The organism is Spirosoma knui, from assembly GCF_054780635.1.
In genome coordinates this window covers 197,917-210,658 of the sequence record NZ_BAAGVY010000006.1, presented here as the reverse complement: position 1 = coordinate 210,658, position 12,742 = coordinate 197,917, and the positions used below count along the sequence as shown (strand labels likewise).

At 47.9% G+C, this 12,742-nt stretch carries 13 protein-coding genes; 12 read left to right on the top strand and 1 reads right to left on the bottom strand.

Annotated features, from left to right (window positions below; translation table 11 throughout):
- Positions 1-135 precede the first annotated feature (135 nt).
- The 12 genes from ACYVIY_RS14905 to ACYVIY_RS14850 all read left to right on the top strand — a co-directional run bounded on the left by ACYVIY_RS14905 (position 136) and on the right by ACYVIY_RS14850 (position 10,641).
- Positions 136-507 carry an NADH-quinone oxidoreductase subunit A gene (locus tag ACYVIY_RS14905; protein ID WP_460977162.1) on the top strand — a complete coding sequence of 124 codons (372 nt, stop codon included), beginning with the start codon at positions 136-138 and terminating at the stop codon, positions 505-507.
- 65 nt (positions 508-572) lie between these two features.
- Complete coding sequence (locus tag ACYVIY_RS14900) at positions 573-1,118, top strand: NADH-quinone oxidoreductase subunit B (protein ID WP_460977161.1); 546 nt, start codon at positions 573-575, stop codon at positions 1,116-1,118.
- A 73-nt stretch (positions 1,119-1,191) separates the two neighbouring features.
- Positions 1,192-1,692: an NADH-quinone oxidoreductase subunit C gene (locus tag ACYVIY_RS14895; protein WP_460977160.1), complete on the top strand. Its 501-nt coding sequence runs from the start codon at positions 1,192-1,194 to the stop codon at positions 1,690-1,692.
- Positions 1,693-1,706: 14 nt separating this feature from the next.
- Entirely contained in the window at positions 1,707-2,945 is a 1,239-nt protein-coding gene (gene nuoD, locus ACYVIY_RS14890; protein WP_460977159.1) for an NADH dehydrogenase (quinone) subunit D, read from the top strand.
- A 16-nt stretch (positions 2,946-2,961) separates the two neighbouring features.
- Positions 2,962-3,462, top strand: coding sequence for an NADH-quinone oxidoreductase subunit NuoE (gene nuoE / locus ACYVIY_RS14885; protein ID WP_460977158.1), 501 nt, complete (start codon positions 2,962-2,964; stop codon positions 3,460-3,462).
- 7 nt (positions 3,463-3,469) lie between these two features.
- Positions 3,470-4,810, top strand: a complete 1,341-nt coding sequence (gene nuoF, locus ACYVIY_RS14880; protein WP_460977157.1) for an NADH-quinone oxidoreductase subunit NuoF — start codon at positions 3,470-3,472, stop codon at positions 4,808-4,810.
- Between the two features lie 66 nt (positions 4,811-4,876).
- A complete protein-coding gene (locus ACYVIY_RS14875) occupies positions 4,877-5,959 on the top strand; it encodes an NADH-quinone oxidoreductase subunit G (RefSeq protein ID WP_460977156.1) in 1,083 nt (360 codons plus the stop codon).
- 26 nt (positions 5,960-5,985) lie between these two features.
- The gene (nuoH, locus tag ACYVIY_RS14870; protein WP_460977155.1) at positions 5,986-7,155 is read left to right on the top strand and encodes an NADH-quinone oxidoreductase subunit NuoH; all 1,170 of its coding nucleotides are present in this window, start codon (positions 5,986-5,988) and stop codon (positions 7,153-7,155) included.
- A 101-nt stretch (positions 7,156-7,256) separates the two neighbouring features.
- Positions 7,257-7,823, top strand: a complete 567-nt coding sequence (locus ACYVIY_RS14865) for a NuoI/complex I 23 kDa subunit family protein (protein ID WP_460977154.1) — start codon at positions 7,257-7,259, stop codon at positions 7,821-7,823.
- A gap of 37 nt (positions 7,824-7,860) precedes the next feature.
- Entirely contained in the window at positions 7,861-8,415 is a 555-nt protein-coding gene (locus tag ACYVIY_RS14860; protein ID WP_460977153.1) for an NADH-quinone oxidoreductase subunit J family protein, read from the top strand.
- Between the two features lie 76 nt (positions 8,416-8,491).
- Positions 8,492-9,355, top strand: coding sequence for a CE1 family esterase (locus ACYVIY_RS14855; RefSeq protein WP_460977152.1), 864 nt, complete (start codon positions 8,492-8,494; stop codon positions 9,353-9,355).
- 107 nt (positions 9,356-9,462) lie between these two features.
- Positions 9,463-10,641 carry an acetyl-CoA C-acyltransferase gene (locus ACYVIY_RS14850; RefSeq protein ID WP_460977151.1) on the top strand — a complete coding sequence of 393 codons (1,179 nt, stop codon included), beginning with the start codon at positions 9,463-9,465 and terminating at the stop codon, positions 10,639-10,641.
- Between the two features lie 60 nt (positions 10,642-10,701).
- Here ACYVIY_RS14850 and ACYVIY_RS14845 read toward each other — a convergent pair whose 3' ends face one another.
- Positions 10,702-12,528 carry a LysM peptidoglycan-binding domain-containing protein gene (locus tag ACYVIY_RS14845; protein WP_460977150.1) on the bottom strand — a complete coding sequence of 609 codons (1,827 nt, stop codon included), beginning with the start codon at positions 12,526-12,528 and terminating at the stop codon, positions 10,702-10,704.
- Positions 12,529-12,742: the final 214 nt, after the last annotated feature.

Below are 12,742 nucleotides of genomic sequence, written 5' to 3'. Positions count from 1 at the left end.
GCCCATCTGCGAAGTTGATTTAACAGGGCATATATTGTATCTTTGACATACAATTGGCACAGCCAGACGTGCAGATATGTATTACTGCTGCAACGTTTTATCGCTACCTTTGTGCCATCATTTTCAATTAGCTGTATGAACGCATCATACTTACCAGCCGACTACCTGCCAGTCCTGATTCAACTAGGTCTGGCGCTCGGATTTATTGTAACAACGATGATTGTTACGCACTCTATTGGTCCAAAACGCAAAAGTCAAAAGAAAGACGATCCGTTCGAATGTGGTATTCCTGTTCAGGGTGATGCCCGTACGCCAATTTCGATTAAGTACTTCCTGATTGCTATTCTCTTCGTTCTGTTCGATGTCGAAGTAATCTTCCTGTATCCCTGGGCGGTCAACTTCAAAGGATTAGGCGTAGAGGGCTTCATTCAGATGGTCTTGTTCATGGGTCTATTACTGGCCGGCTTCTACTACATCATCCGCAAGGGCGTTTTGAAGTGGGAATAAGTTTTGACAAATGAATTTTAAAACATTTGTTTTCGTTGTTATACTAAATAAGATCAACGACTTATATGGCAACTGATATAAAGCTGGCGGAAGCTCCGGCGAGTTACGACGGACCTGGATTTTCAGCCACTTCTTTCGATAAAGTTATTGGTTTGGCCAGGGCAAATTCGCTTTGGCCTCTGCCTTTTGCGACCTCCTGCTGCGGTATCGAGTTTATGTCTACGATGGCGTCGCACTACGACTTAGCCCGTTTCGGTTCAGAACGGCCAAGTTTCTCTCCGCGCCAGGCTGATATGTTGCTCGTAGCGGGTACCATTGCCAAGAAGATGGCCCCGGTTGTTAAGCAGGTGTATCTGCAAATGGCCGAACCACGCTGGGTAATTGCGATTGGTGCCTGTGCGTCGAGTGGCGGTATTTTTGATACATACAGCGTACTGCAGGGTATCGACCGGATTATACCGGTTGACGTGTATGTGCCCGGCTGTCCACCTCGCCCTGAGCAAATTCTGGATGGCGTTATGCAGGTTCAGGAGTTGGCTAAAAATGAATCCCTGCGCCGACGTAACACCGAAGAATATCAGAAGCTGTTAAATTCATACAGTATTCAATAATCATAGTGAGCGGAGGTGAGCACTGCTGAAATTGTTGCTCGATCCGCTCACTTACCATTCACGCATACGGAAAATGCTGACCAACGAAGAAGTTGCGCAGACGATAATCAACCAGTTTGGCGAGTCTGTAAGTGATTTTGACGATCCATTTGATCTCCTTACGTTCTCTACTACCCGGGAACAGATCATCCCGGTTATTCAATACCTGAAAGGCCACAACTCTCTGCAGATCGGCTTTCTTACGGATATTACAGCCGTACATTACCCGGATTCTCCTGGTCAGGAGTTCTGCGTGGTTTATCACTTGCATAGTCTGGTCAACAACTTCCGGATACGTATTAAGGTATTTCTGGCTGCCGAAGATGTTCACATTTCAACGGCAACTCCGTTGTTCGCCAGTGCAAACTGGATGGAGCGCGAAACCTTTGATCTGTTTGGTATAATCTTCGATGGGCACCCAGATTTGCGTCGTATTCTGAATATGGAGGAGATGGATTATCACCCCATGCGTAAACAGTATCCGCTCGAGGATTCGACCCGGGAAGATAAGATAGATGCCTTGTTTGGCCGTTAACTATCAACAAGCTAATGATTTCTGAAGAACTCGATATAGCAAACAAGAACGTTCCGGCTCGCAACGATAACGGACCCGTTCAGTACGTGAATGAGCTTACAACGCTCAACCTTGGCCCAACACACCCTGCTACACACGGCATTTTCCAGAACGTTCTGCAAATGGACGGCGAAAAGATTGTGTCGGGCGAACAGACCATTGGCTATATTCACCGTGCCTTTGAAAAGATTGCGGAACGCCGTCCATTTTACCAGATAACTACGCTCACCGACCGGATGAACTATTGCTCCTCCCCTATTAACAATATGGGATGGCACATGACGGTCGAAAAGCTGTTGGGTATTGACGTTCCGAAACGCGCGCAATACATCCGGGTTATCATGATGGAATTGGCTCGATTGGCCGACCACGTCATTTGTAACGGTATTTTGGGTGTAGATACCGGTGCGTTTACTGGCTTCCTCTATGTGTATCAGGAGCGGGAGAATATCTATGAGATCTACGAAGAAGTTTGCGGAGCCCGCTTAACCACCAACATGGGACGTATTGGCGGAATGGAACGGGATCTATCACCCACGGCTATTCGCAAGATCAAAGAATTGCTGGTACGCTTCCCAAAGGTGCTGCGTGAATTTGAGAACCTGTTCAATCGAAACCGGATTTTCATGGACCGCGTCGTTAACGTGGGCGGTATCTCTGCCGAGCGCGCTTTAAGTTATGGCTTTACCGGTCCTAACCTACGGGCTGCCGGGGTAGACTACGACGTGCGCGTTATGAATCCATACTCGTCGTACGAAGATTTCGAGTTCGATATTCCCATCGGTCAGAACGGCGATACGTATGACCGCTTTATGGTACGTAACGAAGAGATGTGGCAAAGCCTGCGGATCATTGAGCAGGCAATCAACAACCTGCCCGAAGGCTCGTATTACGCAGATGCTCCTCAGTACTACCTTCCTCCCAAGCAGGAAGTGTATAAAAATATGGAAGCCCTCATTTATCACTTCAAGATTGTGATGGGTGAAATCGACGCACCGGTAGGCGAAGTGTACCATGCCGTTGAAGGAGGTAATGGCGAATTAGGTTTCTATCTGATCAGTGATGGAGGTCGTACACCCTACCGTCTGCACTTCCGTCGGCCCTGTTTTATTTATTATCAGGCTTACCCGGAAATGTGCAAAGGCTTAACGCTATCCGACGCCATCGTGATTATGAGTAGTATGAACGTGATCGCTGGTGAGTTAGACGCTTAAAACCTGCCGAAACTTTATGACGACTGAAATCAATAATACCGTTCAATTTACGCCTGAGCGGCTAACCAAAGCGCAGGAAATAATCGCACGTTATCCGGAAGGAAAGCAAAAGTCAGCTTTACTTCCCCTACTCCACCTGTTGCAGGAACAAGAAGGCTGGACCAGTCCGGAAGGTATGGATTATGTAGCTCGGATGCTGGATATCCAACCCATCGAAGTGTATGAAGTGGCCACGTTTTATACGATGTACCACCTCAACCCGGTTGGTAAACACGTAATAGAGTACTGCCGCACAGGTCCATGCTGCCTGATGGGCGGGGAAGACGTATTGGCTCATTTAAAGCACCGCCTGGGTATAGAAACTGGACAAACAACCGTGGATGGTCGCTTCACCCTGAAAGAGGTGGAGTGCCTGGCTGCCTGTGGTATGGGTCCTGTTTTCCAGATTCGTGAGAAATATTATATGAATCTTACGAACGAGCGCGTGGACGAGATCATTGACGAGTTGTCGAAATAACGCACACATGGCTACTAAGATATTAACCGAACATATCAACGTTCCCGGCATCGAAACCTTCGATGTATACCGGAAACAAGGCGGATACACAGCCGTTGAAAAAGCGTTGAAAACGATGACTCCGGAAGCCATCGTTGAAGAAGTAAAAAAAGCGGGCGTTCGGGGCCGGGGTGGTGCCGGATTTCCAATGGGCATGAAATGGAGCTTTCTGGCCAAACCCGAAGGTGTTCCCCGCTACCTTGTTTGTAACGCGGACGAATCGGAGCCAGGAACTTTCAAAGATCACTACCTGATGAAAAATCTCCCCCATCTTTTAATCGAGGGAATGATTATTTCGTCATTTGCGCTAGGGGCGAATAAGTCGTTCATCTACGTTCGTGGTGAACTGATGTACGTGATTCATATCCTCGAAAAAGCGATTGCTGAAGCAACAGCCAAAGGCTTCCTGGGTAAAAATATTCTGGGTAGCGGCTACGACCTTGAGTTGGTTGTGCAACCCGGTGGGGGAGCTTACATCTGTGGTGAAGAGACCGCTCTGCTGGAGTCACTTGAAGGCAAACGCGGCAATCCACGTAACAAGCCACCATTCCCGGCGGTGAAGGGTCTATATCAGTGCCCAACTGTTGTTAACAACGTTGAGTCGATTGCTACTACGTCCTGGATCGTTAACAACGGTGGCGATGCTTATGCGGCTATCGGTATAGGTCGTAGTACAGGTACAAAGTTGATCTCAGCGTCGGGTCACATCAATAAGCCGGGCGTTTACGAGATTGAACTGGGTGTTCCGGTAGAGGATTTCATTTACGCGGACGAGTGGTGCGGTGGCATTCGTCCCGGCCATAAGTTCAAAGCCTTAGTAGCAGGTGGTTCCTCGGTACCCATCTTGCCTGCTAACCTTGCCCTGACGCTGGCGAATGGCGAGAAGCGGCTAATGTCGTACGAGTCCTTGTCAGATGGTGGATTCCAGACAGGTACTATGCTGGGTTCGGGGGGCTTTATTGTCTTCGACGAAACATCCTGTATCGTACGTAACACCTGGAATTTCTCGCGTTTTTATCACCACGAGTCCTGCGGTCAGTGCAGTCCATGCCGTGAAGGAACGGGGTGGATGGAGAAAGTGCTACACCGGATCGAGTATGGTCATGGCCATCAGCATGACATTGACTTGTTAGTTGACGTTGCCAAGAAGATAGAAGGGAATACCATTTGTCCGCTTGGCGATGCTGCTGCCTGGCCAGTTGCCAGTGCTATTCGGCACTTCCGGGATGAGTTCCAATGGCATATCGATAACCCTACCGAAGCGACCCAGCCGGGTGCCGTCTATCGGGGCGATATGGCCTTAGTGTAATACGTAGTAGTGTTCAAGCTGCTTAATTAGTTAGACCAAGCTGCGACTTGTAGCCGCATTATTAATATGGAAGATGTAAAGCCGCAATTACTTAAAGTCACCATCGATGGAATTCAGGTTGAGGTCGAGCCGGGGACAACCATTTTGCAGGCTGCTCGAAAAATTGGTCCAGAGGTGGCTCCTCCGGCCATGTGTTATTATCAGCCGTTGAAAGGTAGCGGTGGCAAATGCCGCGCCTGTCTGGTACGAGTAGCCGCCGGATCGGAGAAAGATCCGCGCCCAATGCCTAAGCTGGTAGCATCCTGCTTGACGGCTGTCCAGGATGGAATGGTTGTTGAAAATACGACTAGTCCCCAGGTGGTTGAAGCCCGGAACGGGGTTGTCGAGTTCTTGTTGCTTAATCACCCACTCGACTGCCCAGTATGCGATCAGGCTGGTGAGTGCGACCTGCAGAACTTTGCCTTTGACCACGGCCGGGCAACAACCCGCTATGAAGAAGACCGTCGGACGTTCGAGAAACGCGATATTGGTCCATACATCCAACTGCACATGACGCGGTGCATACTGTGTTATCGTTGCGTATATACGGCGGACCAGATTACCGAAAAGCGAGTGCATGGTGTGTTGGGCCGGGGCGATGCTGCGGAGATAAGCACTTATATTGAAAAAGCTGTTGATAACGATTTCTCGGGTAATGTCATTGACGTGTGCCCGGTTGGTGCTTTAACGGATAAAACGTATCGCTTCAAAAACCGCGTTTGGTTTACCAAACCCGTAGACGCTCACCGCGATTGTCCAACGTGTTCCGGTAACGTAACACTATGGTATCGGGGTGAGGACGTTATTCGCGTGACTGCCCGTAAGAACGAGTGGAATGAGGTTACGGAATTTATCTGCAACACCTGCCGCTTTGAGAAAAAGAAAACGAGCGACTGGGTGATTGAAGGACCAACCAAAATCTCACGTAGTTCGGTTATCTCGGCCAACAAATACCGCAAAGACGAGATCAAACCAAGCTTTGGCAAACGGCTAGCCGCGGCTGAATACAAGCCGATCCACGACGAGCGCGATACGTCCCAATTGTCGATCAAGCAATTACCACCTGAGCGCTTTGCGAAGCTGCCTTCGGCAATGGAGCCAGAACCATGATCATCAAACCTAACAAGTAAACTACAGTGGATTCAACCATATTAATCGCCAAAGGTCTGATTATCCTGGTCATCTTCGGGATAACCCTCCTCATTGCGATGTATTCTACCTACGCAGAGCGTAAGGTAGCTGCGTTTTTGCAGGACCGGATCGGCCCTAACCGGGCAGGTCCGTGGGGTTTGCTGCAACCCGTTGCCGATGCAGGTAAAATGTTCTTTAAAGAAGATTTCATCCCATCGCAGGCTAGTAAGTGGCTATTTATACTCGGTCCCTGTCTCGCTATATTAACGGCGTTGATGTCAAGTGCGGTAATTCCGTTCGGCGATACCATTCGATTCGCCTGGGACAACATCAATTACGAAGTGCCATTACAGGCTATCGAAATCAACATTGGTGTATTATACATCTTTGGTGTGGTTTCGCTGGGCGTTTATGGCATCATGGTCGGCGGTTGGGCGTCTAACAACAAGTTTTCTTTGTTGGGCGCGATCCGGGCTGCTTCTCAAAACATCAGCTACGAAATCGCCTTAGGGCTGTCACTGATTACGATCCTGATGATGACGGGTTCGCTTTCGTTACGGTCGATTATTGACGAACAGGCTACGTTCTTTGAATGGAATATTTTCACGCAGCCGCTGGGTTTTGTTATTTTTCTGACCTGTGCATTTGCGGAATGTAACCGTACGCCCTTCGATTTACCTGAGTGCGAAACGGAACTAGTGGGCGGCTATCATACAGAGTATAGCTCTATGAAGCTCGGCTTCTACCTGTTCGCTGAGTACATCAACATGTTTGTCTCGTCGGCTTTTATCTCGGCTTTGTATTTCGGCGGCTTCCACTATCCGTTTATGGATCTGGTGAATGGAGCGCTGGAAAGTTCATTGGGTGCCGTAGCGGGACATAACGTAGCAACGGCGATCGGCTTTGCAGTTTATTTCGCTAAAATCTTCTTTTTCATTTTCTTTTTCATGTGGGTTCGGTGGACGCTTCCACGTTTCCGTTACGATCAGCTCATGAATTTGGGCTGGAAAACCTTTATTCCGCTGTCTATTCTAAACGTCGTTATAACCGGTGCTGGCTTGCTGTTTGATTTCAAATACGCAACCTGGTTAATTGCTGTGGTAATGATCGTGCTGGCTGTTGCTTCAACGGCTCGCGCACCCAAACGGCAGGTGGTTCAACAACGTACAGTATAAGTCAAATTTGTTTCTGATTACCAATTTGTAGGTAGATCGAAGGGTTTGCAAACTGACCTCAAACGACAAATCGGTAATCAGAACACTGACAACTGACCATAATGCAACTAACGAATCGCTCTAAACAAGTTAGCAATAAAGAAATGACGCTCGCAGAGAAAATGTATCTGCCTGCGGTCATTGGTGGCTTAGCCATTACGATACGTCACTTCTTCCGAAAAAAGCCTACGATTCAATATCCAGAGGTAAAAAAATACCTCGGACCAATTTATCGGGGGCATCACGTACTGAAGCGCGACGAACAAGGTCGTGAACGCTGTACGGCCTGCGGCTTATGTGCGGTAGCATGTCCTGCCGAAGCGATTTCGATGGTAGCAGCCGAACGCAAAAAAGGCGAAGAGAACTTATATCGCGAAGAGAAGTACGCAGCCGTTTATGAGGTTCATATGCTGCGCTGCATCTTCTGTGGTTTGTGCGAGGAAGCTTGTCCCAAACAGGCGATTTACCTCCGTCACGATCGGATGGTACCTGTTTTTCAGGAACGCGATGAAGTCATTTATGGCAAAGACCGGCTGGTCGAAAAAATGGATGATCGGTACATCCGTATTGCCAATTCAGAAGTAAAAGCTACGCCAACCGAGCCTAGTTTGACACGGGCTGCGACCTAGCCTAAATAGACTCAAGTGCCCTCCAATCGACCAAGCGATGAATGAATACTTAAACTTCCTTAAGACACTTACTCCCACCGGGTATTTGTTTTTGATTCTAACCGCGCTGACACTCTTTAGCGCGATCAGCGTAGTAACGGCTCGAAACCCTATCTATAGCGTATTAGGGCTGATCGGTACGTTCTTCTGCTTGTCTGGCCATTACATTTTACTGAATGCGCAGTTCTTAGCGGCCGTGAATATCATCGTTTACGCGGGTGCCATCATGGTGTTATTTCTATTCACCATTATGTTCCTGAACCTACGGAAAGAAGATGAGGAGTCGAAAACGAACCTGACGAAAATGGCCTCGGTTATTGTCGGCGGCTTATTGATGATCATGCTGATCACCATCTTCAGAGCAAAGAGTGCACAGGTACCAACATTTAGCCCGATGTCGTTTAACGCAAAGACGGGTCTGGTCGAAAATCTTGGTCAGTTGTTATATATCGATTATATTCTGCCGTTTGAACTGGCGTCGGTTCTCTTTCTGGTTGCTATGGTTGGTGCCGTTATGCTTGGCAAACGCGAAGCTGGAGACCGGCATTTCTGATCAAACTAGGTTTGTTATATTTTTAATTTTATTCATTACTAAGCCGCTCAATGAGCGGCTTACTTATTTTTCATCTATGCGCTACGTATTCTTTCTCTTCTTCATGGTGGTAGTAACATCTGCCAATGGACAACTGATTAACGATTCGGTGCTGATTGAAGGACATCAGCGAACGTTTCATTTTCTGAAACCAGTTCGACCGCAGGCAACGCTGATTTTTATCTTACATGGTTCAGGAGGTAATGGCGAAGGCATACGTAACGGCGCTAAGAAGTTAGAAGACATAGCTCCGATAGAAAATATCCTGCTGGTATATCCCGATGGCTATAAGCGATACTGGAACGAGTGCCGCAAAACCGCTCAGTCGGCAGCTAACTTGGAGAACATAAACGATAATGCTTTTTTCAACAGCATGATACGTTACTTTCAGCAGCGCTATCAGATCAACCCAAAGCAGGTGTTTGCGATCGGGACATCAGGCGGGGGCCACATGGCTTACAAGCTGGCTTTAACTATGCCCGAGAAATTTCGGGCGATATCAGCCATCATCGCCAACTTACCTGACACTAACAATTTGGATTGCCCCGAAAAGCGCATACCGCTTCCCGTCATGATTATGAACGGTACCGACGATACGGTTAACCCTTACAATGGCGGAGAGGTGATTACCGGCAGCGTTAGTTTAGGCTTGGTTCGATCGACCGAGCGCACTTTTCGATATTGGGCTGACCTGGCAGGTTATACCACTAAACCGACCACAACGAAACTACCGGATACTGACCCAACAGATGGAAAAACAATTGAGCGATATACCTATAAGCAAAACGGTAAGCCTGAAGTCACGCTGCTGCAAGTGAAAGGCGGTAAACATGATTATCCGAACGATATAAACGTTTACCTCGAATCCTGGGCGTTTTTTCAGAGGCAGTTACAGCCCTAATATTAGTATGCGTGCATAATATTTTTACGACCTTCCTGTAATTATTCACGCAAAAAATAAGTTATTGCAATGAGTTTCCTGCTTAATCCGTAATCAACAGTCTAGATATGGACGCATATATTGTAGCCGGTTACCGTACTGCGGTGGGTAAAGCCCCCCGTGGCGGCCTCCGTTTGACCCGCCCCGATGATATGGCGGCTGAAGTCATCAAACACTTATTAAGTCAAGTTCCTAACCTTGATCCGGCGCGAGTTGAAGACCTTATCGTGGGCAACGCGGTGCCTGAAGCCGAACAGGGCATGCAGATTGCGCGGTACATTTCCCTGCTTTCTCTTCCTCAGAGCGTACCCGGAATGACCATCAACCGTTATTGCGGCTCTGGGCTGGAAGCCATTGCCATAGCCTCGGCTAAAATCCATGCTGGTCTGGCTGACTGCATGATTGCAGGGGGAACCGAATCAATGTCCCTTGTCCCCGTAATGGGCTGGAAGACAGCGCTGAACTACGAAATAGCCAAGACCAACCCCGATTATTACATTGGTATGGGGCTTACGGCTGAACAAGTCGCTCAGCAATTCAATATCAGCCGCGATGCCCAGGATGAGTTCGCCTTTGAGTCTCATCAGAAAGCATTAGCCGCTCAGGCTGCCGGTAAATTTGCTGAAGAAATTGTGCCCATCAAGGTTAGTGAAACTTACTTTGACGCGGAAAGCGGTAAAAAGAAAACCCGTGAGTGGAGCGTTACGCAGGATGAAGGTCCTCGCAAAGACACCAGCGCCGAAGGATTAGCGAAGCTAAAGCCTGTATTTGCGGCTGGTGGATCTGTTACGGCTGGTAACTCGTCTCAAACATCGGACGGCGCGGCTTTCGTAATTGTTATGTCCGAACGGCTCGTCAACGAGTTGAATTTACAGCCAATTGCCCGCCTGGTCTCTTATGCCTCTGCGGGTGTAGAACCTAAGATCATGGGCATCGGGCCAGTAGCGGCCATACCCATTGCGCTCAAGAAAGCAGGTCTGAAACAGGACGACATTGAGCTGATCGAACTTAACGAAGCGTTTGCGGCTCAATCATTAGCCGTTATTCAGGAACTTGGTCTTGATCGCGATAAGATTAACCCGAACGGTGGTGCCATTGCACTCGGTCACGCACTCGGTTCAACCGGTGCCCGCTTATCGGTTCAGTTGTTAAACGAGATGCGTCGTCGTGACCAGAAGTACGGTATGGTATCGGCCTGCGTAGGCGGTGGTCAGGGCGTTGCCGGTATATTTGAACGATTGAACTAAGTTATTTTACAACTAATAAAATGGTAAGGGCTACTCAAGTGAGTAGCCCTTACCATTTTATTAGTTGCGGATAAGTAGCCGCTGTCCTACAGTGATGGTATAGTTTGTTAAGTTATTCCAGCGCATCAGATTGGGAATACTAACTTTATTAATCAAGGCTACCCGATAGACCGTCTGTCCAGGTTTAACGGTATAATAATACACGTTTGGGGCATTCGGGACAGGCTTAGGTTTAGCCGGTCGGACGGGTACTTTCCCAGGGGGCTTAGGAGTCGGTTTAACAGCCACCGGTTTACTGGTGTCGATAATCAACTCCTGACCTACTCTTAAGGCAATCCGCTCCGATAAATTATTCCACCTATAGAGTTGCTGTACGCTAACGTTATATAATCGCGAAATAGCGTAGTACGTTTGGCCGGGCTTAACAACATGCATTCTAAACCGCTCGGCTGGCTGCGGCTCAGGTTCGGATACCTCTTTATAGTTGACTAACGTATCGGCAACAGGTTGGACGGAATCTACCTTGATCGAATCATGTCGAGCCGAATCGGGGGTGATAACGGCTGCCTGAACAGAATCTTGATGAGCGACGATGCTACTATCCTTGACTTGTGTCTGCGGAAGTATCGCTAGGGACGAATCGGCGACTACTGAGTCTCGCTTAAGAATTGGGGGTTGATCGACAGTCGGTAATTGCAGGTATTCAACCGGCCGACGGTAAGGCCGTTTTTTGCGCATCCAGATTATACGGCCCGGCTGTACACGCTGCGTTGGGGCAATATCATTGAAGAACAAAAGGTACGACAGACGAACCCCGTACATGTTTGAGACTTCACGTAAGGTCTGGTTTCTCTGCATCACGTGATACGGAACCTTAGCCCGTTTAGCTTTTGGTTCGAGGTAATAAATTTGTCCTGGCCATACAACATCCTGCTCCGTGAGCTCATTGTACTTCAAGAATTGGCGAATTGATATCCTGCCATAATAGGCAAGTATGACTGGGTTATCACAAACCTGCGCCTGAACTCCCAACCGTTCATTAATGGTGTACAAAACCGCCTTTGAACGTAGCCCAGATTCTCGCTCCGGCATTTTCTTCACAATCGGAAAGCCGATGTCGGTCTGATAGTCAGGTGTCACAGGCAGGTTTAGATCCGCAGCTAATCTAACCGCGGGAAGTTCATCGGGCGTAACGAGGACTAATACTGAATAGTCTTTGTCGGTAGGAACAGTACTGTCTAACAGCCATTTGTTTACTGACGTTATGCGATCAGGATCTACTTTCAAATTTCTGGCAATAGATGCCAGCGTTTGGCCTCCGCCTTTGCGATACTCGAAAAATAAATAGGCGGGTATGGGCCGATACGTTGGCTCTTCATGCTCAATTGCCAGCTTTCGGGCCAGCACTCTCCAAAGTATAGAAGGAACCTGCGGGCTAAGTTGAATATCAGCAGGATCTTTTTGGGCAATGGTATAAGGAGCAGTGGGCGTTTGAAAATAGCGTAGTAACGTCGCTACGTAGTTGCCCTGTGTTTCCCGAAGTCGGCTCAGATACGGAAGTACGGCTTCTGTAACCAGGATGGGGTGGTAGCGCTCATCAACCTCATCATTTACCAACAACCTGAGCGTTTGAACCTGTGATTCCTGAACGGACCAATACGTATTAGGCTTTACGTCCGCAAAGGGCATAATAACGTAACGAAAATCGTCTGGCAAACCTGCTTCCCGTATTCGTGGCTGTAATAACGCGCTTAACTGACGTAACGTAGCCACCTCACGCAGAAGTTGATTTCTGTTTCCATATAGTTTACTTACTTCCTGCTTAAGTTGTATCTGTTCTGCATCAGTAAGGTGGATAGTAACACCAGCGAACTTTATAGTAGGCAAAACATCCGGAAGCGACTGTCCTGATACACGATAAGTGAATAAAGTTAAACTTTGAAAAATTATAAATACATTAATAAAGGCCTTGTATTTACTCATACAATAATAGCTTGTCAGCGAGTTATTTTATCTTATTTAAAGTAACATACGTTATTGCCCATCTTTCAAAAATACAAATTAGAATTGTGAATAGACTAGCCATTAGCTATGAATTTTG